Genomic DNA, 23,940 nt, shown 5'->3' on the forward strand with positions numbered 1-23,940 from the left:
TGAAGAAAACGCGTCAATCAAAAGCCATAGAGCCCCGCTTCTGATTTCATCACAAGCGAGAGGCTCTGGGTCCGAGACCTGGCAGGAGATCGGGGTGCGATGAATAAGATTGCGGAGCGCGAAGCGAATGCGAAGGACATGCAACCCGTTGCCGGTCCTGCTCCACAAGAGGAAAGCCTTCAGAGCTCGTTCCTGGATCCGGATCTAGACGATCCGGAGTCGGGCGCACGCCTGCGCGGCGCAATACTTGAATATTCTGGCCGGGAAATCTCCGGCTGGATCGTCGATGCCCGCTCGCTCACGGCATCTGTTTCTATTTCTCTCTTTGTCGGGCCCCATGCGATCGAAGAGACGAGAACGAATCGTCCGGCGCCCACCGCAATCGGCTCAGCCAAGCTAATCGGTCGCCCCGGATTCCGTATCGATCTGGCGACCCCGGGGGCACGTCGACGCTTGGCGCGCGCTCTCAGGAACACATCGGTGGACCGGGGTCAGTCACAAATCTATCTTCGCGTTAGCCTGGACGATGGTGAATTTTTTGAGATCCCCCTCTTTGACAACATCGCGGCCGATGAATTGGTCGTCGCGCTGGGATTTTCGGGCGACGACTACACTGACCTGTTGATTCCGAGTAACAACAGGACCGTCACGGCTGCGCCGGATCCGGCCGGGAAGCAGGTACGCCATGTTTGTTTTTATCTCCCTCAGTTTCATGCGTTCGCGGAGAACGACCGATGGTGGGGACCCGGCTTCACTGAATGGACGAACATTTCGCGCATGCGTCCTCAGTTTCCGGCGCATCAATCTCCCTGGTTTCCGGCAGACCTCGGCTTTTATGATGTGAGATTGACGGAGACCCGTCGGCAACAGGCCGAGCTGGCCCGCCGCTACGGCATTCACGGCTTCTGCTACTACGTGTACTGGTTCCAGGGCCGCAGACTTCTCGAACGACCGTTAGAGCTGCTTCTGGAGGATGGAGAACCGGATCTGCCGTTCTGCATTTGCTGGGCGAATGAGAACTGGTCGCGCCGTTGGGACGGCTCGGATGCGGAGCTTCTGCTCGGACAGAATCACTCGCTGGACGACGATGTCCGCTTTATCGACGATATGGCGCAGCTTCTGCTCGACGAACGCTATATCATGGTAGACGGCCGCAAGATCATTCTGATCTACCGGCCCTCGCTATTGCCGGACAGACAGCGCCTCTTCGAGGTTTGGCGCGCAAGAGCAAAAGAATTGGGAATCGGAGAGCTTCTTATCTGCAACGCCATGACGTTCGGAGAATTTGATCCGCGTGACCTTAACTGCGATGCAGCAGTGGAGTTTCCGCCGCACACTGTCTCGACGATGGAGCAGCCGCTCTCGGAGCTGGGCGCCCCGCCGAGCTTTACGGGAAAGGTTTACGACTATGTCGATGCAGTGCGGTCGTCGTTGGGCAAGACATATGATTTCCCCTATTTTCCGGCCGTTATGCCGCGCTGGGACAATACGCCCCGCAAGGGTTCACGGGGACACGTCTTCAACAGGTCGAGCCCGGAGGCGTTCGAAGTATGGCTGCGGGATGCGGCCAGCCGAGCGAGAAGGAGCCAATTTGCGGATCCGATCGTTTTCATCAACTCCTGGAACGAGTGGGCAGAGGGTGCTCATCTGGAGCCGGACTCGCGATACGGGCGAGCGTTTCTGGAGGCGGTGAGACGGGTGGCATCGTCTGAACCGATCTCGACCCAGGTCCGTTCGAATCCGGATTTGCTGGACTGCCTAAGCCGGCAGGAGCTCGAGCAAGCGATGAAAGAAGCGGCCACCCACGTTCAACTGCTCGCCACCCTTCATCGATCGGAGATGGTCTATTCGGGCTTGCAGTATACGCGAAGCGGGATTCCCGTGGAGGCTCGAGGCGCGTCCGAGAATCCGCCGGAGTCCTTGCTTGTCATTGAGAATATCAATTCTCAAACGAGCGAACGGGTGGTGGTCGATCCGCGATCGACTGTGCTCGTGCGAGGATGGGTCTGTGCAGGCGGGACGTTTGAAGCGAGTAAGCACAGGATAGCGTTCCTGATCCTGCTCTCCGCGGATGCTGAAAAGAAAGATCAGAACGGTTACTGCCTGATCGTGGACTGGCACGAGCGATTTGATGTCAAGAAGTACATGAAAGCGAAAGGCAGGGACTGCTATTTCGGCTTCCAGCTCTCGTTTTTCCTACGCGATATACCCGACGGAGAGTACCAGATTGCAGTTCTGGAGGTGGGCGAAGGAAGCCGTGCGCTCATCAGGTCGAGTCACTCGATCATCGTCCGACGTTGAGCTGAGGAATCCGCATGTTGGCCAGCGTCGTCGTCGCTTGCTATAAGCATGAAGCGTACATCGAAGAGTGCCTGGAGACTGTTTATCGACAGACCTTCCCGGACGTCGAGCTCATTGTCGTCGACGATCATTCACCTGATAAAAGCTTTGAAGTCGCGCGGCGGCTCGTCAAGAAGAAATCCTTTGCCAAGCGGTTTGTGTCTTGCTCGCTTCTGAGGAATCCTCTCAATCTCGGGGCGCACTGCACCTGGAACAGGGCGTTGTCTCTCGCGAAGGGAGACATGATCTTCTTCCTGAATTCCGACGATGCGTTTTCAAAGGATCGCATCCAGATATTTGCGAGCCGATATGACAATGAGAAGCTGTTTTTTGGCTTTTCGGCCATTGAACCGATCGATGAACGCGGTAAGCGGATAACGACCCATCAATTTCCGACAAGCCTTCGATATGCCATCGATCGAGCCCGGATAACGGGTTCTCCACTATCATGGGCATTTCTGGATTCGCAGATCGCCACCTCCACCGGCAATTTCGTGTTGAGCCGGGAATTACTGCGGACGATCGGTCTCCTGTCCGACCTGAAGTACTGCCACGACTGGGAGTTTGCGCTGCGCGCTGTAACCGTGGTCGAGCCCACTTACGTGGAATCGGACCGCTATATGTACAGGCTCCATTCGACGAACAGCTTTCGAAGCCTAAGCAACGTGGCCGAAAGCGAGACCAGGGCCTGCATGTCATCGTACTGCGCGAATGCGATAGCCCAACGACCGATCAATAGAGCTTGCTTGAGCCCCATAAACTTCGGAGATGCATTCTACAAATTCATCAAGCTTCATCCGAATTTCAACTATTGGGTGAAGCAATTGTATGTTCCCTATCAGCCCGATCATCGGACCGTGGATTGGAACGAATGGACCATGCCGCTCGACTGGCGGTAGCTCTGCCCGGTTTCCGACCAGCCGCCTTCGCTAGCAGAGCTCCGGCTTGCGGCTCGGGACGGGGGTCTTCTTCAGAACCTGATGCAGCGCGTCGAGGCGTTCGGTCTGACAGGGCCACGTCGGCAGGAGCCAGCCACCCTCATCATTCTCATTCCACGCATAGATCAGCACGGCGGGGGCCTGCTCGCCCGGCGCCCGGGCAGCGATCCAATCGAGCGCGCGCGTCAGGTGATCGGTGAGTTCTTTCTTCGTCGGCGCGGAGAAGAAGTTGCCGATGCCTTCACCAGGGCGTTGCTTTGTTTCCCATGGCACGGGGCGCTCAATGCGAGGGCGTCGGTCCCATCCTGTCATCACGGTCGGCACAACAGGCAGATGACTGTTCCTGAGTTGGTCCCAGCCGTGCTCGGCGATTTCGGCAAGCTTGGCAAAAGATCCACGGCCGTTGCCTACCGTAAGCGCGTATGATCCGATCGCGTCGCCTCCAATATTTTTGGCTTCCCGTATCAGGAAGTTCTGGTCTCCGGCCAGAACGATGTAAGGATTGGCCAGCCCCGCCTTGGCTGCGCTATTTCTAAACCCCTCGATCTGCTCTCTCAGACCTGCGACTCCTTGCCAGTTTCGTTCCACGGCTGCTGGAGCGATGAAGCCCAGATAGTACAGCGGTCTGTCACCCAGCACCCTCAGGTAATTCTTGTCTGCCATGAGACCGATGTGCTCTTGAGGCAGCGCCGTCGGTTTGGCGCGCGAACCCCATCTGTCCAGCTCGGTGAACAGGCAGTATCGGAGACGGTTGGTTATCGCACTGGCTCTGAACTGATAGAGCGCCTTCGACATTGGATGGTTTGATCCGTAGGCGACGAAGGCCCAGTAATCGAGTCCGGCAAAGACGGCTTGACCTATCTCCTTGTCCATTTCCTCCTGCGTGACGGCGGGAAAAGAAACAGCACCTGAATTATGCTCGGGGCCCTTGGCGAAAAATGGCGTTCTCCAGCGATATTTTTCGGGCGATAGCGAGTTTTCGACCGCTCTGGTCGGCGCCGAGCCCGGCGAATACCAGGCGTCCCAGCGGATTGCTCCCACTAGAGGTCGGGGCTTCGTCGCGGCAATACTTTCGAGGCTTAGAACTTGCAGCGAAGGCGGAACCAGGCTCGCCGCCAGAGAGGCCAGGATCGTTCTTCGGGTCAACGTGCGAGGGCGTCTTCCATCCTCTGTCGTCGTTTTGGTCATTCGCATAACCATAACATTAACAATTGATCATCTGGTTGATTTTTCTAGAAATATCCGTACAACAATCAAGACGGATATCACAGAAATTGGCAAAGTCCGCCGATCTGTTAAGATTATACCGTATTCTTGGGGGATCAAGTTATTCCGGCGGGAATTTCCGGAGTGCCGATGTTAGGTTTCGAACAAGCCTGGAGCGCTGCAGGGTGAACACGGAAACTTCGTCGCGGCCGAGACTCGGCTTGGAACTGGATATCGATGCGCTTCCCGCGAACGAGATCGAGCGAATACTGAAGGAGTTCTTTTCCGATCGGATTGCCAATCCGAATCCGGATGAATTGATTCGTTCGGTCAAAGAGCTGGAAGAGCAGTTTGGCGATTTCAACGAATATCAATTCGCGAAGGCCGCGGTGCTTGTGCAGTCCTGCGATTTTGTGCGCGCCCGGGAAATCCTGACGCGTCTTGCCGGAGAATTGCCGTCCGATTCCCGTATTCTACATCGACTCGCCGTAACGCATTTGAACATGGGTGCCGCTCAAGAGGCGCAAGATACCTATCTTGCCGCCCTAGCCTTGGCCCCGCAGAGCGAGAATCTTCGCCGGGAATTCGCCGGCCTTCTGCGGGTCATGGATGCCAGAAAATTGCATGCCGGAGTGAGGCGTAAAAAACACGGATTGTCGGTGGTGTGTGCGATCAAGAACGAAGCGGATGATCTGCTTGAGTGGTTGCATTTTCACAGGTTGGCCGGTGTCGACCATTTTTATTTGTACGACAATGAAAGCACCGACGCGACACGAATGATCATAGAATCCTTTCCCTGGCCGGAAATGATTACGTATCACTACGTGGAAGGTGACTTCGGTCAGATACGCGCATTTCAGCATGCGATCGACAGCTATCGAAACTGCTCCGAATGGTGCGCTTTTATCGATGCCGACGAGTTTCTCTATCCCGTCGATGGCAACAGCATCAAGGATGTTTTGAAAGAGGTCTCATCGGCGCCAGCCGTTGCGGTTCACTGGCTCAATTTCGGATCCAACGGTCACGAGACAAGACCGCAAGGTCTCAGCATCGAGTCGTTTACGCGACGGGCGCCCGACGAGTTTCCGGATCACTATGTGATGAAATCAATCGTGCGTCCTGATGCGATCGTGGCTTACCTCCACCCCCATCAGTCTCTTGTGTTGGGATGTTATGTCCAGGAAGACGGTGACCCGGTTTTCCCGATCGGCGGACGGTGTTCGGTTCCAAAGCGCCGGAAGCTGGCGATCAATCATTACTATACAAAGTCTCGACAGCAGCTTTTGAAGAAGCGGGAGCGAGGAAGGCCGTTAGGGGAAGGTGACCCCGAGCGCATACGCGCAATGGAATTCTTTACGCTTCGAGATCGGAATGACGTCGAAGATTTAACGATCTTGAAATTCCTGCCGGAGCTCAAGAAACTGGTTCATCGCTGAACGTTACGGTTCAGCTGCGGTGCATGGTGCGGGTTGCATGTATTTCCTCGGACGCGACGCAGGCAAAAGCGAGCGCTCGGCTAATACGGCTCCTCATGAAATGACTGAAGTATAGCCTCTGCAATTTTCTTTTCCGGAAGTGGACGGAAGAACGACATATCTCCTGCTGTCGCGATCTCGCGGGCGATCTCCCTGACGCAATGATACTTGGGACGTGAAGCGAAGTCGTGAATGCCGATAATTGCATTCGGATTACAGTGCAGCACGATCTGGGCGAAGCACGCGACCCTGAAGCGTCCGTCGACGAAATAGAGATCCGCTGTCGCGCTATGCGGCATTTTCCAGATGGCTGAGTGATAGTCCGGCCAGCGCGACTTCGTGGATGGGGCGATTGGAAAGCCCCATTCTGCGGTCGGACCGATGTCGACATAAATCAACTCGGGCTTGGTTTGATTCGACGTGCATGCAGCCCTTACCTGGTCGAGCCATTCCCGGGACGAATCGACGGAAAGTATCGAGCTCTGAACATGCTTTGATGCGACGACAGTGCTTCCGCCGGTTCCGAACTCCAAATAGCTACGGCTGTTTCTGACGAATGACAGGAATAGAGCCGCTTCCTCTTCTGACATCCTCGGTAGCAATGATAGCTTCCTTTCGATCGCGTCCGCGCAAAGGACTAACGACTTTGTCGCGCTTGAGCGTTCGCCCTATTGTCGTCCGATGCTCTCATACTTGAATCCGGCCGATCGCATGTCTTCCGGGCGATAGATATTTCGCAAATCCACGATCACCGGCGTAGCCATGTCTGTTTTGATCCGCTCGAGGTCAAGCGCGCGGAACTGCCGCCACTCCGTCACGATCACCAGCGCGTCCGCGCCGCGAGCGCAGGAGTAGGGATCGTCGCAATATTCGACGTCTGAAAGCTCCTTCTTCGCCTGCTCCATGCCGACGGGATCGTGCGCTCTGACCTTGGCCCCGAAATCGAGGAGGCCGGCGATCAGCGCGATCGACGGGGCTTCACGCATGTCGTCGGTGTCGGGCTTGAAGGTCAGGCCCAGCACGGCGATGGTCTTGCCGCGAATGTCGTTGTCGAGCGCTCCGGCGACCTTTCGTGACATCGTGCGCTTGCGGGCCTCATTGACGGTCAGGGTCGCCTCGACGACGCGAAGCTGCACGCCGTAATCGAGCGCGGTCTTCGTCAGAGCGCGGGTGTCCTTCGGGAAGCATGAGCCGCCATAGCCCGGACCGGCATGCAGGAATTTGGCGCCGATGCGATTATCTAGCCCGATGCCGCGAGCGACTTCCTGCACGTTGGCGCCGACTCGTTCCGCGAGATCCGCGATCTCGTTGATGAAGGTGATCTTGGTCGCGAGAAAGGCGTTGGCGGCATATTTGATCAGTTCGGCGGTGCGTCGGCCGGTGTAGAGGATCGGCGCCTGATTGAGATAAAGCGGGCGGTAGATCTGCCCCATCACTTTCCTGGCGCGCTCATCTTCGGTGCCGACCACGATACGGTCCGGATGCTGGAAGTCGCGGATCGCAGCGCCCTCGCGCAGGAATTCCGGGTTCGCGACAACCGCGAAGTCGGCCGCCGGATTGGTCTCCCGGATGATCCGCTCCACCTCGTCGCCGGTCCCGACCGGGACCGTCGATTTGGTGACGATAACCGTAAAGCCCTCCAGACGCGCGGCGATCTCGCGGGCTGCTGCATGCACATAGCTTAGGTCCGCATGCCCGTCGCCGCGCCGTGACGGCGTTCCGACCGCGATAAATACAGCGTCCGCATCGCCGATGTCGGAGAGATCGGTCCCGAACATCAGCCGGCCAGAATTGATGCCGGACTCGACAAGTTTGTCGAGGTCCGGTTCGAAGATCGGAATCATGCACTGGTTCAGCGCTGCGATCTTGTCGGAATCCTTGTCGATGCAGGTGACGTCATGGCCGAAATCGGCGAAGCAGGCTCCGGACACCAGGCCGACATAGCCGGCCCCAATCATCACAATGCGCATTGTGGTACGGACCCGGGTTGCCGATCGCAAGTTACAAAAGCCATGCCGTTCTCCGACGAACCGACCGTTGCGTTATCCGCTGAGCCCGACGCGTTTCGCCGTATAACCCCGCTCCAGGATCGCTCGCCACCAGGGCTGCTCGTCGACATACCAACGGACCGTCTTCTCGATGCCACTCTCGAAATTCTCCTCCGCCCGCCAGCCAAGTTCTCGCTCAAGCTTTGACGCATCGATGGCATAGCGACGATCGTGGCCGGGGCGGTCGGCGACGAAGGTGATGAGATCGCGATGCCTGCCCGTTATTCCTGGAGCGATCTCATCGAGCAGGTCACAGATGCTCTCGACCACGTGCAGGTTGGTGCGCTCGTTACGTCCGCCGACGTTGTAGGTTTCACCGACCACGCCGTGTTCAAGCGCCAGCGTGAGCGCTCTCGCGTGATCCTCGACATAAAGCCAGTCACGGATATTCTTGCCGTCGCCATAGACGGGCAGCGGTTCGTCGGCGAGGCCCTTGATGATTATGTGGGGAATCAGCTTTTCCGGAAAGTGATAGGGCCCGTAATTGTTCGAGCAATTTGTCACGAGTGTCGGCAAATCATAGGTTTCGCGCCAGGCACGCACCAGGTGGTCGGAGGACGCTTTGCTCGCCGAATAGGGTGAGTTCGGCGCATAGGCGGTGGCCTCGGTGAAGAAGCCCTCATCGCCGAGCGAACCGAACACCTCGTCGGTGGAGACGTGAAGGAAGCGGAATTTCTCGCGCTTCTCCGGAGAAAGCGTGCGCCAGTGGCGCAACGTTTCTTGTAGGAGGGTGAACGTGCCGACAATGTTGGTCTGGATGAACTCGCCGGGGCCGTCGATCGAGCGGTCAACATGGCTCTCGGCGGCGAGGTTCATCACCGCGTCCGGTCGGTACTTCTCGAAAAGATGGCGCAGGCCGATGCCGTCGCCAATGCACTGCTTCTCGAAGGCATAGTTCAGGTTCTCGTTCGTGTCAGGCAACGAGTCGAGGTTCGCGGCGTAGGTACACTTGTCGATGTTGACCACGCGGGCATGGGTATTGTGCAGGAGGTGACGAACCACCGCTGAACCGATGAACCCCGCGCCGCCTGTGACAAAAATGGTCGAAGCCTTGAAGCGCATAACCGATCGCCTCCGTGGACTGGAATTAACACTCATATGAAAGGGCAACTGATTTCAGATATTCGCCGTAGCTGCTTTTCCCGTTCTTTTCGGCCGCCTTCTCGAATGCCTGAAGCGAGATGTAACCCTGCCGCAACGCGATCTCTTCAGGGCAGGCTATGCGCAAGCCCTGGCGCTGCTCCAGGATCTGAACGAAGTGGCTGGCTTCGACGAGCGAGGAGTGCGTACCCGTGTCGAGCCAGGCAAAACCGCGCCCAAGCACCTCGACGTAAAGGTTGCCGCGCTCGAGATAGGCGTTGTTGACGTCCGTGATCTCGATTTCGCCGCGTGCGGACGGCTTGATGCGAGCTGCGATCTCGACGACGTCGTTGTCGTAAAAATACAACCCGGTGACGGCTACGTTGGACTTCGGTTGTTTTGGTTTCTCTTCGATGGAGCGCGCCAGCCCGCTGTCGTCGAGTTCAACTACCCCGTATTGTTCGGGGGTGTTGACGACATAGCCGAACACGGTAGCGCCTTTCTTGCGAGCAGCCGCAGCGGATAACATGCTCGGCAACCCATGGCCGTGGAAAATGTTGTCTCCCAAAACCAGTGCGACCGGGTCCGAGCCGATAAAGTCGCGGCCGACGATGAAAGCGTCCGCCAGTCCGCGCGGCGTCTCCTGCGTGGCATAAGTAAAGCTCATGCCTATTTCGCTGCCGTCGCCGAGCAGCCGATGAAACAACGGCTCGTCCTGCGGCGTCGAAATAATCAGAATCTCGCGGATGCCGGCCAACATCAGCGTCGAGAGCGGATAGTAGATCATCGGTTTGTCGAAGACGGGCAGGAGCTGTTTTGAGACGACCGTCGTTACCGGGTAAAGGCGCGAACCTGTCCCGCCGGCAAGAATAATGCCCTTCATGGCCCCTCACATCCTATCATCGATAACATAACAGATAGTGTTAAGCCTGCAAGTTTGTTATCAATGAGGAGGTATCATCAGTTAATAAATCCAACGTGACATGAAATGAATGTTACAAAGACCGGAGTTCCGGACGTCATCATCATTGAGCCCCGGCTGTTCGGCGATCAGCGCGGCTTTTTCCTCGAAACTTATCAATTCCTCCGCTACGCCGAGCACGGCGTCAGTCGTCCGTTCATCCAGGACAACCTGTCCCGTTCCGCCCGGGGCGTGTTGCGCGGGCTGCACCTGCAAAACCCTGGCGCACAGGGGAAGCTGGTGACCGCGCTCCGCGGCAGGGTGCTGGACGTCGCCGTTGACGTGCGCGTCGGCAGTCCGGATTTTGGGCGTCACGTTGCCGTCGAGCTGAGCGAAGAGAACAGGCGGCAGCTCTGGGTCCCCCGCGGTTTCGCGCACGGTTTCGTCGTTCTCTCGGAGACCGCTGATTTCTTCTACAAGTGCGACGATCTCTACAGTCCGAAGGACGAGCTCTCGATTCGCTGGAACGATCCCGCGATCGGCATCGACTGGGGCGTGGAGACGCCGTCCTTGTCGGCCAAGGACGCTGACGCGCCGCTGCTTGCCGACGTCAAGAACCTTCCGGTCTACGGGCAAGTCTGATGCGGATATTATTGACAGGCACTAATGGCCAGGTCGGCGGGGCCCTGCGGCCGCTGCTGGAAACGGGCGGCACGGTCATTGCCCCGTCACGCACCGAATTCGACCTGTCGAAGCCTGAGACGCTTACCAAGGCGCTCGACGCTTTCAAACCCGATCTCATCATCAATCCCGCGGCCTATACCGCGGTGGATCGCGCCGAGGACGAGCGCGAACTTGCCTTCCTCGTCAACGCCACCGGGACCGCGGCGATCGCGACGTGGTCGGCACGGCATCGTGTGTCGCTGGTCCATTTCTCAACCGACTATGTCTTCGATGGCTCGGATGACAGGCCATGGCGCGAGGATAGTCCCACGGGCCCGCTCTCGGTCTATGGCGCGAGCAAGCTCGCCGGCGACCTCGCCATCCGGGCGGCCGGCGGGCCGCATCTGATCGTGCGCACCTCTTGGGTCTACGCCGCGAACGGAGCCAATTTCCTGCGCACCATCGCGCGGCTGGCCGGTGAACGCGAGGAGTTGCGCATAGTCGCCGATCAGGTAGGCGCGCCAACGACGGCAAGCGCGATTGCCGATGCCGTTGCCGGCATCGTGCTGTCGAACGGGTCGAACCTGGAAGGGTTGTTTGCGCGCAACGGCGGCGTGGTCAATCTTGCTTGCGCCGGCGAGACCAGCTGGTACGGCTTCGCAAGCGCCATCGTCGCGGGGCTGAAGTCGCGCGGCGCGAAGCTCGCAGTGAAGACGATCACTCCGATTGCGACGGCCGATTTCCCGACTAAGGCCAAGCGGCCCGGCAATTCCAGGCTCGACCTGTCGCGCTTGAGAGACCTGTTCGGGGTGACCACGCCGATGTGGCAGGAGGCATTGTCGCCGGAGCTCGACAGCCTCGTTGCGGTGCAACGCGAGCATGCCGGCTACTGAGTCATAGAAGCCTCGTCAAAATCCCAAGGGCAAATCGCGCGCGACCGACGGGCGATTGTACCGAGGAGCCCGTCGTCCCGGAGGCCAGGCCAGGCCACCATACGGAACGCCGTCCCGTGACAGTTGCGGATTGTAAGTCGGATCGTCGTTGAGCACCTCACCCCAGCGCGCACGGAGCAAGTTGAGCTCATGTTCAAACCGGTCACGTCGGTCGGCGCGAGTGTCGCTGCCCCGGCTGACGGATTCGGCGTGAACCAGCTTCGCGTGCGGCGTAAAGACAATGCGCTTGCCGGCCTCGCGCAGGCGCAAGCAATAGTCGACATCGTTGAACGCCACGGCGAAGCGGGCCTCATCCATCCCGCCAACTGCAAGATAGTCGCTCCGTCGGGTTACAAGGCATGCTGCGGTCACCGCGCTGCATTCGTGCGCCACAAGGAGCTGATCGAGAAAACCCGGGTCGTCGCTGACTCGGTCTGTGAAGGCGTGGGCGACCGAAAAGTTCATGCCCAGCACGACCCCGCCGTGCTGAATGACGCCGCCAGGCAAGGTCAACAGCGCGCCGACCGCACCGACGTCCGGTTCGCTGAGGCGCGTAAGCATCTCCTCGAGCCAGTCATCGGAGCTTGCCTCGATGTCGTTGTTGAGAAGGCACAGGATGTCGCTGTCGAGCGTTGCGGCGGCTTCGTTGTTGAGCCTTGCAAAATTGAACGGCTCCTCGACCCGCAATGTCCGGATGCCGCGTCGCGGCAGATCGGCAAGAAAGCTCATTGTCTCCGGATGAGCGCTGTCGTTGTCGATGACAAGGACCTCGGCGCGACAGCGTTCGATCGCGGGTGCGATGCTGTCGAGGCAGGCGCGCAGGAGGGAAACGCGGTCGCGGGTCGGGATGATCACTGTCACCCGCTGCTGCGACAACGATCGCCTGATTCGAACCGCGGGAAAGAAATTGCCTTGCTGCTCGGATACGTTTGCATCAATTCCGCGTGCACGCAGATGCTGATGGCTCGCAGCGGATAGCAAGGAGCCGGCTTTTGTCCGATCGAGCCTCGGCATGGTCGCCAACGCTCCGGGCAAGTGAAGGATATTTTCCTGCTGCGGACCGGTCTGATCCAGCAGGCTGTTGAAAAGGCGGTAGAGGTTGTCCGGACGCGCCTCGATGGCCGCGATCAGAGCGTCGCGCCGGACCGCGAACAGATGCGCGCAATACCCTTGCTCGAGCATCCTTTCGTAATCGAACGCTGGAAAGGAGAGTGGCCAGAGGCGGCCGTCGTCAGCGAGAAAGTCGAGGTCGCCGTATACGGCCACCGCATCGGGATGGGCATCGAATGCGGCGGCGATGCGGGCCAAAGCGTTGCGTTCGAGCGACACGCCCGCCATGGTCACGACGACGTGGTGCGCATCGGATGCGGCGTCCTCGAGAAACTCCAGCAAGGCATCGCTGTCGATCGAGAGCGGTTGGCCGTCGATCGCGCCTGCGGTCCAGTTCTCGTTGCTTTGCGTCTCCAGCGTGGACAGCGTCTGCTGAGCTCCGACGCTGCCGGCGATTACGACGGCTAGCCGAAGCGGGCTTGGCTGCGGCTCCCGTAGCGGGAAGCGATCGCGCCAGTCTGCATAGTCATGGAGAGGCAGCGAAGCCGGAATAAGCCGATCATACAATTTGCCGCGCAATCGCTCGGCGGCGTAGCCGCCGATAACGTCGATCATTCCGGTGAGGCCATCGGGAAATGCAACGAAGATGGCCGTGGCCGGAATTTGTTCGCCATCCTCTTTCCGCAGCAAGATCCGATGGACACGTCCGTCGGCAAAGCGTTGGGAGACGTGGAAATCGAAGGCGCGAACGTTGCGCGCGGCCTGTCCTTCGGCCTCGCCGCCGATGTGCGTCCACGCAGAGGCACGGACCTGTGCGACGGATTCTCCATCGACGATCGCTTCCAGCGTGACGGCGGCTTCGCTGTCGATCCAGCCCTGGAAGTGCAGGCCACCCAGCCAGCGCAGCTTACTGGACGGGCGAAGGTCGACCGGACATGCGCTGTCACTTTCAAGGTCGATGGGATGGCCGACGGGAGTCCCGAGATTGGCGAGACGCGCCGAAAGGAGGCGTGCGGCGCGGAGCAGATCGGGGTCAACGGTCACCGCAAAGCCGCAAGTCTTGTTTTGGTTTTGCTGAGAGCCTTCTGGCGCGAAGGCATCGGCGTAGGCCGTCTTCAGCACTAGACCGTCAACCAGGATGTCGACCGTAAAGCGGCGTTCCGGAGTCTCCGGATCGAACACGAAACCGGACACTGTGCCGTCGTTGTCCAGCGCGAGCCAACTGACAAGCTTTGGTTTGGCGATCGGTACTTTGCGGGCTCCTATGACGCGCGTCATGCTCGCCCGACCCACGCGATAACGGTATCGATAAGTCCTTGATCGTCCGCGTCCGCCGGGATGGCAAGATCGCCCTTGCGCGGTTTCACCGATCCGGCCGACCAGTCGCGGTATGCGACAGGTATTGAGGCCCGCCTTGCGGTCTCGAGGAGAGGGTGTCCGAATGCCGGTTCCTCGAAGTCCGTGAGCAGCCAACCTGGATTATGCGGCGCGAGAACATCGTGGATCTCATCGGCTGCGACCGACCCGGTTATGAAAACATTCCCGTAGGACATCAGACAATCATCGTCACAGGTCGCGCCGGCGATGATGATCGATCTGGATGGCTCTCGCTGCCGCAGACGCTCTGCCAATCTTCGTATCAAGCGGAAGGATGCGGGCGAGGGCGCAGACGGCACGATGGCAAGCGATTGGCTCGCGCCACGGATCGGCGCCAGCGTCAGCGGGCGGGTTGGCCAATCCTGGAGGACGATTTTGCGGTTGGGCCAGCGGGTTTGCGCAAACGCCTTGGCAGTCTTGCTGGAAGCAAAAAACGGCGTTTCGTCAGGAAGCGAGGTCACAGCTTTGCCGAGATCGCCGGCCGTCAGCCACGGATTGATCGGAAGGCAGAGTTTCCGCATCAGTTCGATCAACTGCGGCAACGGATTCGGCTCAATGATTTCGACGCGATCGGGGTGCAGCCGCGCAATGATGCCTGCGGCCTCGGCGATGGCTGCCTCGGTGCCGAAACCCAACTGGACGGCTTGGGGGCTGCTGCCGTCGGCCACCTTGAGATGAACGACGTCGCGCTCTCGCAACAGGAGGACCGCACGCTCGCCACGCTCACGGAGATGACGCGCCCGCTCTTCGGCGACTGCGGCTAATCTCCGTCGATTGCCGAGAATCAACACCGAGGGCTGTGGGGGCCAGGTCAGTGCGTGATCGAGCCTCGCACGCGCCGGTCGTAGCGGGTCGGCAACCTCGAACGCGCGACATTCTCGCCGGTAGTCGGGGAATCGCCGGTCGAGAATTTCCAGGTTGCGAAGCACCAGACTTCGCTTCTCGTGCCGGAAGGATTTCGAGCCGTGGTGTCCGACATAGATCGACGGCGCGCAGACGTTGCGGAAACCCTTGGCGCGGGCGCGCAAGCAGAGATCGACATCCTCAAGATAACCTCGCTCGAAGTTTTCCGAGAGCCCGCCAATGGCGGCGAGGCAGTCGTGTGTAATATAGAGACAGAAGCCGATGCCGCTCGGCACGTCGATGACATCGCCGGCATTGGCGATGCTCGCGACCCGGTCGATCTCGAGGATATTCTCGTAGCTTTGCATGGGATTGAGATCGTTCGGCGTCGGAAACGAAAAGATGTCGCCGTTGTTTGAGAGCGGGGTGACCGTCCCGATGTCAGGTGCGGAGTGCGCCACGGTCGCCAATCGCTCAACGAAGCCCGGCGGCACGATGGTGTCGGAATTGAGCAGCACGACGTCACCCGCCGGTATGTTCTCCAGCGCGCGATTGATCGCGCCGACGAAGCCGAGATTGGTCCCGTTTACGAGGTGATCGATCGTCTTGGTGGCAGCAAGTTCGTTCAGATAGCGCCGTAACTCCGGTTCGGGGGTAGCATCATCGACAGCCAGAATGCGGAAGGGGTGTCGTCCGGCCAACGCACGCGCCTTGATGAGGCTGTTAAAACAGTCGAGCGTTGCCTGTACGTCCCGGTACACCGGAACAATGACGGTGGACGCGAGGGCACCGGATCGTGGCGCGACGGACCGGTCCGTATCGGTTCGGATATCCGGCGGCGTGGCTAGGTTGGGAGCCAGCCGGCGAACCTGGACGATCTCGCCGTCGCATGTCAGCGTCAGCGTCTGAGGTGTTCTGGATGGTGGACGGCGGACCAGAAAGGCCGTCGCATGAACCTCCATGCCGGCCAGCGGGTGAAACGGGTTGGGTTCAAGCACACTGGTCAGTGTGCCGTTTTCAATTGCAAGGCTGACTTCGATCGTGTTTGCCGTGGTCCATGCGACCCAACCCGTCACGTGATTGTCAAACACCGAGCAGGCGGCCCAGTGCCGATCTCCTGTGCGCCGGAGCTCCTCGATGGCAGCTCGCAGAACCGCCTTATTGCTGTCACGGCCGATCAGATTGACAGCCGCGGTTTGCCGGCGATCGTCGTTAGCCCAGGCGAGCATTCTGCGATTGGCGGCAAGATCAGATGGGTCGATGAGAAGCGCTTCGGCGAGATCGGCCAGGGCCTCCTCCCTGCGTTCCAGCTTCCAGTTCGCCTCCGCGCGGAGAACGAAGCAATGCGCAGCCGATGGACCGATCCGGCAACGTCTGTCCGCGTATTTGAACGCCGCAAGAAAGTTCTGAGCCTTCAGCGCTTGCGCGGCCATGCGCTCGAGCATGACATGCGAGCAAAATCCGACACGCGCCCGGGTGTCACTGACGGTGCCGAGATCCATCTAGCGGTGTCCTGACCAGTTAGCGCTTGGTCGGCGTTTCGAAGCCGCTGCTGGCCTTCAGCTTGATCCGAAAAAAGCGGAAGCCGGCTCTAACGGGCGGCACTCGCCTGACGCTGCTGGCTGCGGAAGACCCGCACCCGTGCCGAACCGGCAGACTTGCGCGGCGTTTCAGGCGTCGCGTTCTGTTCCGCGGTTTCGATACGCTCGATGCCGATCCGAATGCCGACCAGCGGTTCTCGGTTGGTCGGACCCGACAACACCACGCGCTTGCCCACCGCGCGCAGGGTTGGTGCATTCAAAAATCCTGCCTCGGCGACAAACTTCAGTTCATCAGTGCCGCTCATTTCGAGAACCACAGCGGTAAGGGGCAGGGCACGGCCGCGCGTACCGGCATAGGTGCCGAGCGGCACCATCTTGCCGCTGCCGGTCTGACCGTTGGCGAATCGGACCGCGTAACGGATATCGACGCTTGCGGGCCTGTCCGGCCATTCCAGAGCCATGCCTTCCACGCGAGACGGCGCGGCCGGGCCCGCGATCCATGCATTAGGACCGACAACGATGTCGCCACGACCTGCCACATGGCCGAGCACCTTCAAGCCTTCGGTCGCAACATTCGTGGGAAGCCCCGCGCCGTTGACTTGACCGGTGGCACGCGTTTGGCCGGCCTGGATTTGTTCGACGCGCACGGTAGCAGTTCGCGATCCTCCAGGCTTCGCCGGTTGGACCTGAACCTGCAAAGTGCCCGGCGTGTTGACCCGCACCACAAGGCCGGAATTGGGCTTCCATAACGTTGGCTCGGTCGCGTCGGGATGCAGGATGATCTCCATGCGCTGCTCATGCCCTTCGGCCGGGGCGACCATCACGTGAGGCGGCGAGACGGAGTCATCGGCGTTCTTGTAGTTTATAAAGTAAAGTCCGCGATCGAGACTCAGCACCTTCTGTTGCTCAGCGTCGCTCGTCTTCCCCCGAAACAGATCCACTGGTCGTCTCCTTCAGCCGTGCCAATCCATCATGCGCAGCCGCCTCACCTGGGAAAGTCCGCTATTGTGACGTCCACGGACTGACGATCAACTCGTTACGCAACCACGGTCGGCGGTTCCTCGTTTTGCCAAGCCCGGATCCTGTTGCCTTTTCCTAAAACGCAACGGACGGACCAATCAAGATTCTCTCTAACGTACTAATGATGACTGTGTTCTGATCCGTCACGGCGAGGCATATGCCGCCGGCTAAAAGATCAGACCAGCAAGCTGGTTGATTTGGTCGGCGAGAGAGATTGCCGGATGTTTTCAGCCTCCCCGCTCAATGATGCGACCATCTTGCGTAATCTATCGTTCTCATCTCTCAGCAGTACGATGGAATCTGCAATGCTCTCGGCGGAATCCGGCAAGTCCTCAAAGCTGCTCAAATCCTGATGCTGGATTTGCGGCGGGTAGTCGGAAGGGCTTTGTGCTAGTTTGAGTCTCATCGCGAATGCCCTGCGTTTTCCATTGTATTTTGAACCATACATCGACTTCGGAATTCGTGTCCGCGCAATCTGAACCTTCGACGACTTTTAGGGCAGGAAGATGTCAGACGGAAGCTAAGCTCGATGAACAAGCGTCCCAATTCATTTGGAACTTGTCAACGCGCGAAATAATTAGACGGGATTACCAATGAACGCTTCATTGACGAAAGATTTTTACTAAAAAGGCAACGCCAAAGCTGCAGCGTGTTATCAACTGAGTCATGTCGATGAAGATTTTATTCGTTCACAACAATTTCCCGGCGCAATACCGCAATCTCGCAGCGGCGCTGGCCAATGAGCCAGGCTTCGAACTTGCCGCCATTGGCGCATCGAGTGCGCAGCCGATGTCTTCGGTCAAGTTGATTAAATATGCACTTCCGGATGCTGACGTATCTGGAACGCATCCATTTGCGAGACGCTTTGACTTGGAGTGTCGTCGAGCTGAACAGGTGCTCTACAGTCTTTCCACGCTGGCAGCCTCCGGCTTTGCGCCGGATTTGATCCTCGCCCATCCCGGCTGGGGCGAAACTCTGCCGTTGCGCACCATGTTCCCCAAGGCGAGGCAAGTGGTCTATTGCGAGTTCTTTTACGGAGCCGAAGGTCGCGACATCGGATTCGATCCGGAATTTCCGATGTCCGGGCGAGACGGTCATATCGGGCTGCAGCTCAAGAATGCGACAACCTTGCTAGCACTCGCAGATTGCGATGTCGGAATTTCGCCCACATGTTGGCAGCAGTCGACTTTTCCAGGGCATTATCAAAGCAAGATCGAAGTCATTCATGAAGGAATTGATACGTCGCGCGTGCGACCCGATGCGCAGGCGCGCCTCATACTTCCAAACGGCCGACAGGTCAGCCGCTCGGATGAAATTGTGACATTTGTCGTGCGTAATCTCGAGCCCCTCAGGGGCTACCACATCTTTATGCGCGCGCTTCCCGACATACTGAGACGCCGCCCCAACGCACAAATTGTCATTATCGGCAGGGATGGATTGTCTTATGGCCTTCCTCCACCAGCGGGCAGCAACTGGAAGTCGATTTTTCTGGAGGAGGTACGCGACCGGTTGGACATGTCGCGGGTTCATTTCATGGGCGGTGTTCCATACAACACTTTTATTAAAGCACTTCAGGTGTCATCGGCGCATGTTTACCTGACATACCCCTTCGTGCTGTCCTGGTCGGCACTGGAAGCGATGAGCGCAGGCTGCCTGGTAATAGGGTCTGATACGGCGCCGGTGCGCGAGGTCATCAATTCCGGAGACAACGGCGTGCTGGTTCCTTTTTTTGCCGTTGATGAGCTTGCTGAAAAGGTCGTTGAAGCGCTTCAGCGACCGGATCGGTTTAACGCAATCAGAGAAGCTGCCCGTTGCTTCGTTATTGAGCACTACGACGCCGCGCGCATCTGTATTCCGCGAATGCGTCAGCTTCTCGATCTCAATGCGCCCGCGAGGCCCGCCCGTCGAACCGTTTGGGCGGGGCGTCCGGCGTCGGAGTGGCCAAGAACCGTCACGCGCTCGTCCCAAAAGTCGCTCGCCCCAATCGAAATGGGACTATCAGACGAGAGCGACTCCGATCTGTCTTGATGAGGTCTGGTCAAACAGGAAATTCGACGAAAGGCTCAGCTATGCTGATCTGGCGTCCATCCTTCGCAAGAAACAGATCTGCCAAAGCTTGGCATCTCGTCGATCAAGATTCCGGGCTATTTTCAGACATTCGTCACGTCTGTGAAATCATCGATCGTAAAAGCCGCGCCTGAGAAGTCATCGTCGCTGAAGTAGGCACTGCGTGAGATCAGGACAGGAATTCCAGCCGCCGCTGCAGCAGCCAGACCGATGCCCGAATCTTCAATGGCGAGGCATTGCTGCGCGGGCAGATTCAGTTTGGACAGGACCTGTAGATAAACGTCCGGCGCGGGTTTCTTCTTTGTCACCTCGTCGCCAGCGACAATAGCTGCAAACCACTTCTCCCAGTCCTTGCCCAGCGAGGCCGAAAGCAACACATCGATATTGTCGCGCGATGTCGTCGTTGCAATTGCCAGGGGCTGATCGCGCTGCCGCGCCGCCTCCAACAGGGCGCGAATACCCGGCCGAAGCGGGCAGCCGCCCTTGGTTATCAATTCGGCGTAGAGCCTGGTTTTGGTCCGGTGGAGTTCGGCGATCTCGGAATCAGACAACAGCGGTGGCTGCCCATCTCGCGAGGTGTCGAATGCGCGGATCCGCTCCTTGCCTCCCGCCACTCGGAGCAATTCTTTATAAAGAGCGCGTTCCCAGCGCCAATCAAGGCCAGCCCCGGCAAAGGCAGTATTAAATGCCTGACGATGAGCCTCTTCTGTTTCAGCAAGCGTTCCATCGACATCAAGGATCAGGGCGCGCGCCTGAACGATCAACGCTCTGATACGATCCAGCGGCAAGTTTGTGGCTGACGTTTCGCTCATTTTCCTCACACATCCGCAAACAGATCAGCAGATGGATGCTGCCGAAATACCTGTACTGTTTCGAACCGACGTCACGCTATCGCCATTAACGCATCAAGGCCAGACGTCATCTCGCTGATGCCGACTAGGCGATTGTCAATTTTCGGCGGTTCGTCCGCTAGCTCCTGTGCCTGGCTGCAGACTGGTGGGTCGGTTCAGGACCGCTCGCGCATCAAAATCCAGATTTGGCGATTTGCGCAATCTTGGACAAGACAGGAGCATTTCTTCTGCCGTTACATTCAGTGCACATGGAGTAGGGCGCGTCAAAGAGTCGCGTGCAACTCGGCGTCTCTGGAATCGTCCTTTATGTCTAGTGATGAGCCCGTGCGACAGATGTGTAGTGCTTTCGCAACACCGTGGAGCAGAGAGCGCGATTTAAAGAGCTTCTAACACGCACAGCAGTGCACACGGCCGTGTTGTTCTTTAATGGCAATTCCAATCGGCTAAAGGAGCCGAATGGAGATTCGGAATTGTCATGAGCAATGCGCGCAAGAACTTATTGCTGCGATCAGTGTGTTTCGGATTTGCCGGGTGGCTCATATTTGAGGCCGGGGGCGTTCAGACAGTCTTTGCGCAGGCGAACCTGCCGCAGCTCACGGTCGAAGCGCCGAAGCCGCGCCAGACTACACGCCGCGCATCTCCGCGACGAACCGCTTCGCGCTCCAGCGCGCCGGCTCGGCACGTCTCCGCGCCATCGCCCCAGCAGCCTGTCCAGCCGAGCGTTGGCGCAACCGAGCGTGGCGCAGGACCTATCACCGGTTATGTCGCCAACCAGAGCGTGACCGGCACCAAGACGACGACGCCGATCGTCGAAATTCCGCAGTCGCTGTCGGTGATTGGTGCGGAGCAGATACGCGACCAGAAGCTGGTTTCAAAATTCGATGAGACCCTGCGTTATACGCCGGGAGTCGTGGCCGGGACTTTCGGGACGGATTTTCGCGATGACTGGTTTCTGATCCGCGGATTCGACGCGCAGCAGGATTCGCTCTTTCTGGACGGCATGGCTCTTACCTACTTTGCCTTCGCAGGCTTTAAACTGCAGCCGTTCAATCTTGAGCGCGTCGAGGTGCTGCGCGGCCCGTCAGCCGTTATGTATGGCGGATCGTCGCCGGGCGGGTTGGTCAACGCTGTGAGTAAACTGCCTCCCGCGGAGCCCATTCGCTATCTCGAGGCTGGCGTCAACAATTTCGGTAACGCTTACACCCAGTTCGACTTCGGAGGTCCTGTCGCGACGCAGCCAGGCAACGGCAAGATGCTCTACAGGATCGTCGGCCAGGTCCAGGGTGGCGGCACGCAGACCGACTATGTCTACAACGACAATTATTTCATTGCGCCATCTGTGACCTGGCTGCCCGATGTGGACACGCGATTGACGGTGTTTGCGATGGCGGCCCATAACGAGACCAGGGCACCGAATTTCCTGCTCTATATCGGCACCGTGACCAAGGCTCCGTTCGGCCGGATACCGACGAACCTGTTCACCGGCGACCCCTCTGCTGACCGTTACGGGCGCACGCAAGAAATGGTCAGTTATCAATTCGAAAAGCATCTCTCGGACAATGCGACGTTCCGCCAGAACGGGCGCGCTGCGCATGTCGAGGTGAACTACACCGGTATGTTCGGGATGGGCCACGACGAATTCTCGCTGGACCCTGCTGACATCGCGCGGGGCAATTTCCTCGCCCACAGTAAGGCGACTCAGCTCAATCTGGACAATCAGTTTGAGTATCGCTTCGCCACAGGCCCGTTCCAGCATACCGCGCTGATCGGTGCCGAGCTCAAGCATTACGCGATCGACGACAAACAGGTATCGGTCCCGGTACCGATCTGAACGTTCTCAATCCGATCTATGACGTTAACACGCCCTACGACGGCCCGCTCTATCAGGACGCTTATATAACCCAGGGGCAGGCCGCCATCTACCTGCAGGACCAGATCAAGTGGAATCGTTTCACGCTGGTTTTGTCGGGCCGCAACGACTGGGTAAACCTGGTCGCCAACAACCGGATTGGACCCAGCCTCGGTCGGGACGACAGCAAATTTTCGGGCCGCGCCGGGCTGATCTACAATTTTGACAATGGTCTCGCGCCGTATGCGTCCTACGCAACAAGCTACAATCCGGTCGTTGGAATCAATGCCTATGGTGAATTGCAGCTACCTGAAACCGCGGGGCAGTCTGAAGTCGGCGTGAAGTATCAACCACCGGGCCTCGACGCGCGGTTCGGCATCGCCTTGTTCGATCTCAAACGCAAGAATGCGCTGACCACAGATCCCAATAATACGTTTTTCCAGACCCAGAACGGCGAGGTGACATCGCGCGGCGTCAAGCTGGAAGCCGTGGCCAATATCACCCGCGACTTCAAGGTGGTCGCGAGCTACACCAACTATGAGTTGTTTGTGAGCAAGGATCTCGATCCAACGTTGATCGGCACGGTCCCGACCGCCAAGCCGCGTGAAGTGGCCTCGCTGTGGATGGATTACACGTTCCGGGAGGGCTGGCTGGACTGCTTCGGTTTCGGCGGCGGAGTACGCTACATAGGCTCTTCCTTCGCCGACACAGCCAATACTCTCACGGTGCCGTCGGTGGTGCTCGGTGACCTTGCCGCTCACTACGAATGGGCGAACAACTGGCGCGCGGCGATTAACGTCGCCAATATCGCCGACACTGCATATGTCGCGAGCTGTGGCTTTGTGACTTCATGCTTCTACGGCGATCGGCGTCGCATTACGGGAAGCCTCTCCTATAAGTGGTGATCGCTCTTGCGAGGTGACGCACGTCTGCGCGGCATTGTTCGCGCAGACCGAAATCTGAATCGCTGCCGAGTAGCAGGATTGGCCAACGACCATTGCGGCCGGCTCAGGTGAGGGGCCGTGGTTTCATCGATCGGCCGAACGCGAGTTGCACGAACACAAAACAGCGATTCCGGCTATTTGACTAAATTCCTAACTTCGGCCACCTGCTCTGAATTGCTTCTTCGTTCCATGCGTCATAATTGACTCGCATTCGGGCAGCGGGAAGCGCACACTCACCTCACCACCACGAGGGTTGTGGCTCTGATAGGGGATCACGAGAACGCTGCTCGCGCTCCGTTCCCCTTCAAAGCAAGGGAGCAACGCCATGCGACGTGGTTTTATTCAGCTAAAGCCTTTGAAAGATCGTCTGGCTGAGTTTGCGGCAAATGCTCGCAAGATTGCTGACGAACTACCCCCAGGCGCTCGCAGGGACGAAGCGTTAAAGAGGGCGCGTCAGGCGGATACAGCGGCGCATATCGATGCGTGGGTGAATTCGTCAGGACTGCAGACGCCAAAGTAAACACCGCTTCAGCGGCGCAGCGCTTCAAGCCAACGCGTCTTGTTCAAGACAACGCGTCCTGAATCGCGGTCGCCATCCAGAATACGCGATGCCTTGCCGGTTCGATTACCAAGGCAGCGAACGCGATAGGCTATGCCGAGAGTTCGCGAAGAGAAGAGTGTTGCCTACGAGCCATTCCAACGTCGGCCCAATGTCGGCCGCTGTGCTCCTGGATCAGGGATGTGATGAACCCCGGTTTCAAATGAGGTTAAAGAAAGAGCCATCCCCTTTTCGAGAATGGCTCGAGGCGAGGCTT

Annotated in this window: 18 protein-coding genes; 8 read left to right on the plus strand and 10 right to left on the minus strand. The window is 58.6% G+C overall.

Annotated elements, in window-relative coordinates; all coding sequences use genetic code 11:
- The first annotated feature begins 99 nt into the window (after positions 1 to 99).
- Together ACSZOQ_RS01185 and ACSZOQ_RS01190 are read left to right on the plus strand one after the other, a co-directional pair.
- Complete coding sequence (locus tag ACSZOQ_RS01185) at positions 100 to 2,301, plus strand: glycoside hydrolase family 99-like domain-containing protein (RefSeq protein WP_439924292.1); 2,202 nt, start codon at positions 100 to 102, stop codon at positions 2,299 to 2,301.
- 14 nt (positions 2,302 to 2,315) lie between these two features.
- Complete coding sequence (locus ACSZOQ_RS01190; protein ID WP_439924293.1) at positions 2,316 to 3,239, plus strand: glycosyltransferase family 2 protein; 924 nt, start codon at positions 2,316 to 2,318, stop codon at positions 3,237 to 3,239.
- Positions 3,240 to 3,269: 30 nt separating this feature from the next.
- Here the strand turns inward: ACSZOQ_RS01190 and ACSZOQ_RS01195 are convergent, their stop codons facing one another.
- A complete protein-coding gene (locus ACSZOQ_RS01195) occupies positions 3,270 to 4,466 on the minus strand; it encodes a hypothetical protein (RefSeq protein WP_439924294.1) in 1,197 nt (398 codons plus the stop codon).
- A 239-nt stretch (positions 4,467 to 4,705) separates the two neighbouring features.
- On the opposite strand from ACSZOQ_RS01195, the gene ACSZOQ_RS01200 reads away from it, so the two are divergent.
- Positions 4,706 to 5,920 (plus strand): glycosyltransferase family 92 protein, encoded by a 1,215-nt coding sequence (locus tag ACSZOQ_RS01200; RefSeq protein ID WP_439924295.1) that lies wholly within the window; start codon positions 4,706 to 4,708, stop codon positions 5,918 to 5,920.
- An 80-nt stretch (positions 5,921 to 6,000) separates the two neighbouring features.
- On the opposite strand, the gene ACSZOQ_RS01205 is transcribed toward ACSZOQ_RS01200, so the two are convergent.
- The 4 genes from ACSZOQ_RS01205 to rfbA all read right to left on the minus strand — a co-directional run bounded on the left by ACSZOQ_RS01205 (position 6,001) and on the right by rfbA (position 9,970).
- Positions 6,001 to 6,357 (minus strand): hypothetical protein, encoded by a 357-nt coding sequence (locus tag ACSZOQ_RS01205; protein ID WP_439924296.1) that lies wholly within the window; start codon positions 6,355 to 6,357, stop codon positions 6,001 to 6,003.
- 270 nt (positions 6,358 to 6,627) lie between these two features.
- Positions 6,628 to 7,929 (minus strand): UDP-glucose dehydrogenase family protein, encoded by a 1,302-nt coding sequence (locus ACSZOQ_RS01210; protein WP_439924297.1) that lies wholly within the window; start codon positions 7,927 to 7,929, stop codon positions 6,628 to 6,630.
- Positions 7,930 to 8,001: 72 nt separating this feature from the next.
- Positions 8,002 to 9,069: a dTDP-glucose 4,6-dehydratase gene (gene rfbB / locus ACSZOQ_RS01215; protein WP_439924298.1), complete on the minus strand. Its 1,068-nt coding sequence runs from the start codon at positions 9,067 to 9,069 to the stop codon at positions 8,002 to 8,004.
- 25 nt (positions 9,070 to 9,094) lie between these two features.
- A complete protein-coding gene (gene rfbA, locus ACSZOQ_RS01220) occupies positions 9,095 to 9,970 on the minus strand; it encodes a glucose-1-phosphate thymidylyltransferase RfbA (protein ID WP_439924299.1) in 876 nt (291 codons plus the stop codon).
- A gap of 105 nt (positions 9,971 to 10,075) precedes the next feature.
- Here rfbA and rfbC point away from each other — a divergent pair, with 105 nt between their 5' ends.
- On the plus strand, positions 10,076 to 10,630 hold the full coding sequence (gene rfbC, locus ACSZOQ_RS01225; protein ID WP_439924300.1) for a dTDP-4-dehydrorhamnose 3,5-epimerase: 555 nt from the start codon (positions 10,076 to 10,078) through the stop codon (positions 10,628 to 10,630).
- Positions 10,630 to 11,544: a dTDP-4-dehydrorhamnose reductase gene (gene rfbD, locus ACSZOQ_RS01230; RefSeq protein WP_439924301.1), complete on the plus strand. Its 915-nt coding sequence runs from the start codon at positions 10,630 to 10,632 to the stop codon at positions 11,542 to 11,544. Before rfbC ends, rfbD begins: the two co-directional genes overlap by 1 nt.
- Positions 11,545 to 11,559: 15 nt before the next feature.
- Here rfbD and ACSZOQ_RS01235 read toward each other — a convergent pair whose 3' ends face one another.
- The 4 genes from ACSZOQ_RS01235 to ACSZOQ_RS01250 form a co-directional block, all read right to left on the minus strand.
- Positions 11,560 to 13,911: a glycosyltransferase family 2 protein gene (locus tag ACSZOQ_RS01235; RefSeq protein WP_439924302.1), complete on the minus strand. Its 2,352-nt coding sequence runs from the start codon at positions 13,909 to 13,911 to the stop codon at positions 11,560 to 11,562.
- The gene (locus ACSZOQ_RS01240) at positions 13,908 to 16,355 is read right to left on the minus strand and encodes a glycosyltransferase family 2 protein (RefSeq protein ID WP_439924303.1); all 2,448 of its coding nucleotides are present in this window, start codon (positions 16,353 to 16,355) and stop codon (positions 13,908 to 13,910) included. Before ACSZOQ_RS01240 ends, ACSZOQ_RS01235 begins: the two co-directional genes overlap by 4 nt.
- Positions 16,356 to 16,444: 89 nt before the next feature.
- Entirely contained in the window at positions 16,445 to 17,335 is an 891-nt protein-coding gene (locus ACSZOQ_RS01245) for a hypothetical protein (RefSeq protein ID WP_439924304.1), read from the minus strand.
- A 254-nt stretch (positions 17,336 to 17,589) separates the two neighbouring features.
- Positions 17,590 to 17,820 (minus strand): hypothetical protein, encoded by a 231-nt coding sequence (locus tag ACSZOQ_RS01250; RefSeq protein ID WP_439924305.1) that lies wholly within the window; start codon positions 17,818 to 17,820, stop codon positions 17,590 to 17,592.
- Between the two features lie 260 nt (positions 17,821 to 18,080).
- Here ACSZOQ_RS01250 and ACSZOQ_RS01255 point away from each other — a divergent pair, with 260 nt between their 5' ends.
- Positions 18,081 to 19,442 carry a glycosyltransferase family 4 protein gene (locus ACSZOQ_RS01255; protein WP_439924306.1) on the plus strand — a complete coding sequence of 454 codons (1,362 nt, stop codon included), beginning with the start codon at positions 18,081 to 18,083 and terminating at the stop codon, positions 19,440 to 19,442.
- A 122-nt stretch (positions 19,443 to 19,564) separates the two neighbouring features.
- On the opposite strand, the gene ACSZOQ_RS01260 is transcribed toward ACSZOQ_RS01255, so the two are convergent.
- Complete coding sequence (locus ACSZOQ_RS01260) at positions 19,565 to 20,293, minus strand: HAD-IA family hydrolase (RefSeq protein WP_439924307.1); 729 nt, start codon at positions 20,291 to 20,293, stop codon at positions 19,565 to 19,567.
- Between the two features lie 514 nt (positions 20,294 to 20,807).
- Between ACSZOQ_RS01260 and ACSZOQ_RS01265 the strand changes: the two genes are divergently transcribed.
- A complete protein-coding gene (locus ACSZOQ_RS01265; protein WP_439924308.1) occupies positions 20,808 to 22,163 on the plus strand; it encodes a TonB-dependent receptor plug domain-containing protein in 1,356 nt (451 codons plus the stop codon).
- Positions 22,164 to 22,177: 14 nt separating this feature from the next.
- On the plus strand, positions 22,178 to 23,086 hold the full coding sequence (locus ACSZOQ_RS01270) for a TonB-dependent siderophore receptor (RefSeq protein WP_439925906.1): 909 nt from the start codon (positions 22,178 to 22,180) through the stop codon (positions 23,084 to 23,086).
- Positions 23,087 to 23,940 lie beyond the last annotated feature (854 nt).

Origin of the sequence: Nitrobacter sp. JJSN, from assembly GCF_051912485.1 — a bacterium.
In the GTDB taxonomy this organism is placed as follows: domain Bacteria; phylum Pseudomonadota; class Alphaproteobacteria; order Rhizobiales; family Xanthobacteraceae; genus Nitrobacter.

Coding starts and splice junctions, on each gene's coding strand:
- rfbA (WP_439924299.1), bottom strand. CDS start 9,970: ATGAAGGGCATTATTCTTGCCGGCGGGACAGGTTCGCGCCTTTACCCG.
- ACSZOQ_RS01265 (WP_439924308.1), top strand. CDS start 20,808: ATGAGCAATGCGCGCAAGAACTTATTGCTGCGATCAGTGTGTTTCGGA.
- ACSZOQ_RS01195 (WP_439924294.1), bottom strand. CDS start 4,466: ATGACCAAAACGACGACAGAGGATGGAAGACGCCCTCGCACGTTGACC.
- rfbD (WP_439924301.1), top strand. CDS start 10,630: ATGCGGATATTATTGACAGGCACTAATGGCCAGGTCGGCGGGGCCCTG.
- rfbB (WP_439924298.1), bottom strand. CDS start 9,069: ATGCGCTTCAAGGCTTCGACCATTTTTGTCACAGGCGGCGCGGGGTTC.
- ACSZOQ_RS01250 (WP_439924305.1), bottom strand. CDS start 17,820: ATGAGACTCAAACTAGCACAAAGCCCTTCCGACTACCCGCCGCAAATC.
- ACSZOQ_RS01185 (WP_439924292.1), top strand. CDS start 100: ATGAATAAGATTGCGGAGCGCGAAGCGAATGCGAAGGACATGCAACCC.
- ACSZOQ_RS01260 (WP_439924307.1), bottom strand. CDS start 20,293: ATGAGCGAAACGTCAGCCACAAACTTGCCGCTGGATCGTATCAGAGCG.
- ACSZOQ_RS01235 (WP_439924302.1), bottom strand. CDS start 13,911: ATGACGCGCGTCATAGGAGCCCGCAAAGTACCGATCGCCAAACCAAAG.
- ACSZOQ_RS01190 (WP_439924293.1), top strand. CDS start 2,316: ATGTTGGCCAGCGTCGTCGTCGCTTGCTATAAGCATGAAGCGTACATC.
- ACSZOQ_RS01255 (WP_439924306.1), top strand. CDS start 18,081: ATGTCGATGAAGATTTTATTCGTTCACAACAATTTCCCGGCGCAATAC.
- ACSZOQ_RS01240 (WP_439924303.1), bottom strand. CDS start 16,355: ATGGATCTCGGCACCGTCAGTGACACCCGGGCGCGTGTCGGATTTTGC.
- rfbC (WP_439924300.1), top strand. CDS start 10,076: ATGAATGTTACAAAGACCGGAGTTCCGGACGTCATCATCATTGAGCCC.
- ACSZOQ_RS01210 (WP_439924297.1), bottom strand. CDS start 7,929: ATGCGCATTGTGATGATTGGGGCCGGCTATGTCGGCCTGGTGTCCGGA.